At 43.9% G+C, this 645-nt stretch carries 1 protein-coding gene; it reads left to right on the top strand.

All coding sequences use genetic code 11. The features are described 5' to 3' along the window. Nucleotides 1–219: 219 nt before the first annotated feature. Nucleotides 220–645: NUDIX hydrolase (locus LD39_RS20545; protein ID WP_035553088.1), on the top strand; the 426-nt coding region annotated here is incomplete at its 3' end.

Genomic DNA, 645 nt, shown 5'->3' with positions numbered 1-645 from the left:
TTCTTTTTGTTTTTTATGATGGACCGCTTGTTTGACGAGGTGATGGTTTTTCATAAAAGATCTCCTTTATGTATCGGTTTCCAAAACGAACTTCTTCTGTTCATCAGTATTTCCTAATCAAATAATTTTATTGTTGCGGGTGGTTTGCCGTATGCCCAACTACATTCCAATTTATGGTACAGTCTAAGTAGATTAAACACTCGCAGAGGAGGGGATTCGATGGATGTCAGGTATGAGGTAGGGAAGCAGAGGTTCAATTACCGTGCGGCTGGTGTCTTGATGGAGAACGGCCATGTCCTGTTTCACAAACAGAAGGGCGATACCTACTGGGCGCTTCCGGGTGGAGGCATTGAGATGGGGGAAAAATCCGAGGATAGCGTGGTAAGAGAAATGGAGGAAGAGCTTGGCTATGAAGTCGATGTCGTTCAGACGCTTTGGATCGCCGAAAACTTTTTTGAATACAACGGGAAAGATTATCATGAGTTGGGCTTTTACCATTTATTAAAAACAGATCAGAACCACTTTCAACAGGAGCCTTTTTATGGTCTTGAGGGGGAGCGGCTGATCTACCAATGGCTTCCGATTGCGCAGCTGCAGAACTTTCACCTTCAACCCACCTTTTTATCAGAACGTCTTAAAGACCTT

The sequence above is a fragment of the Halobacillus sp. BBL2006 genome, from assembly GCF_000786645.1.
Classification (GTDB): Bacteria; Bacillota; Bacilli; order Bacillales; family Halobacillaceae; genus Halobacillus.
The sequence above is the reverse complement of the archived record's forward strand: the minus strand, read 5'-3'. Positions and strand labels throughout refer to the sequence as shown.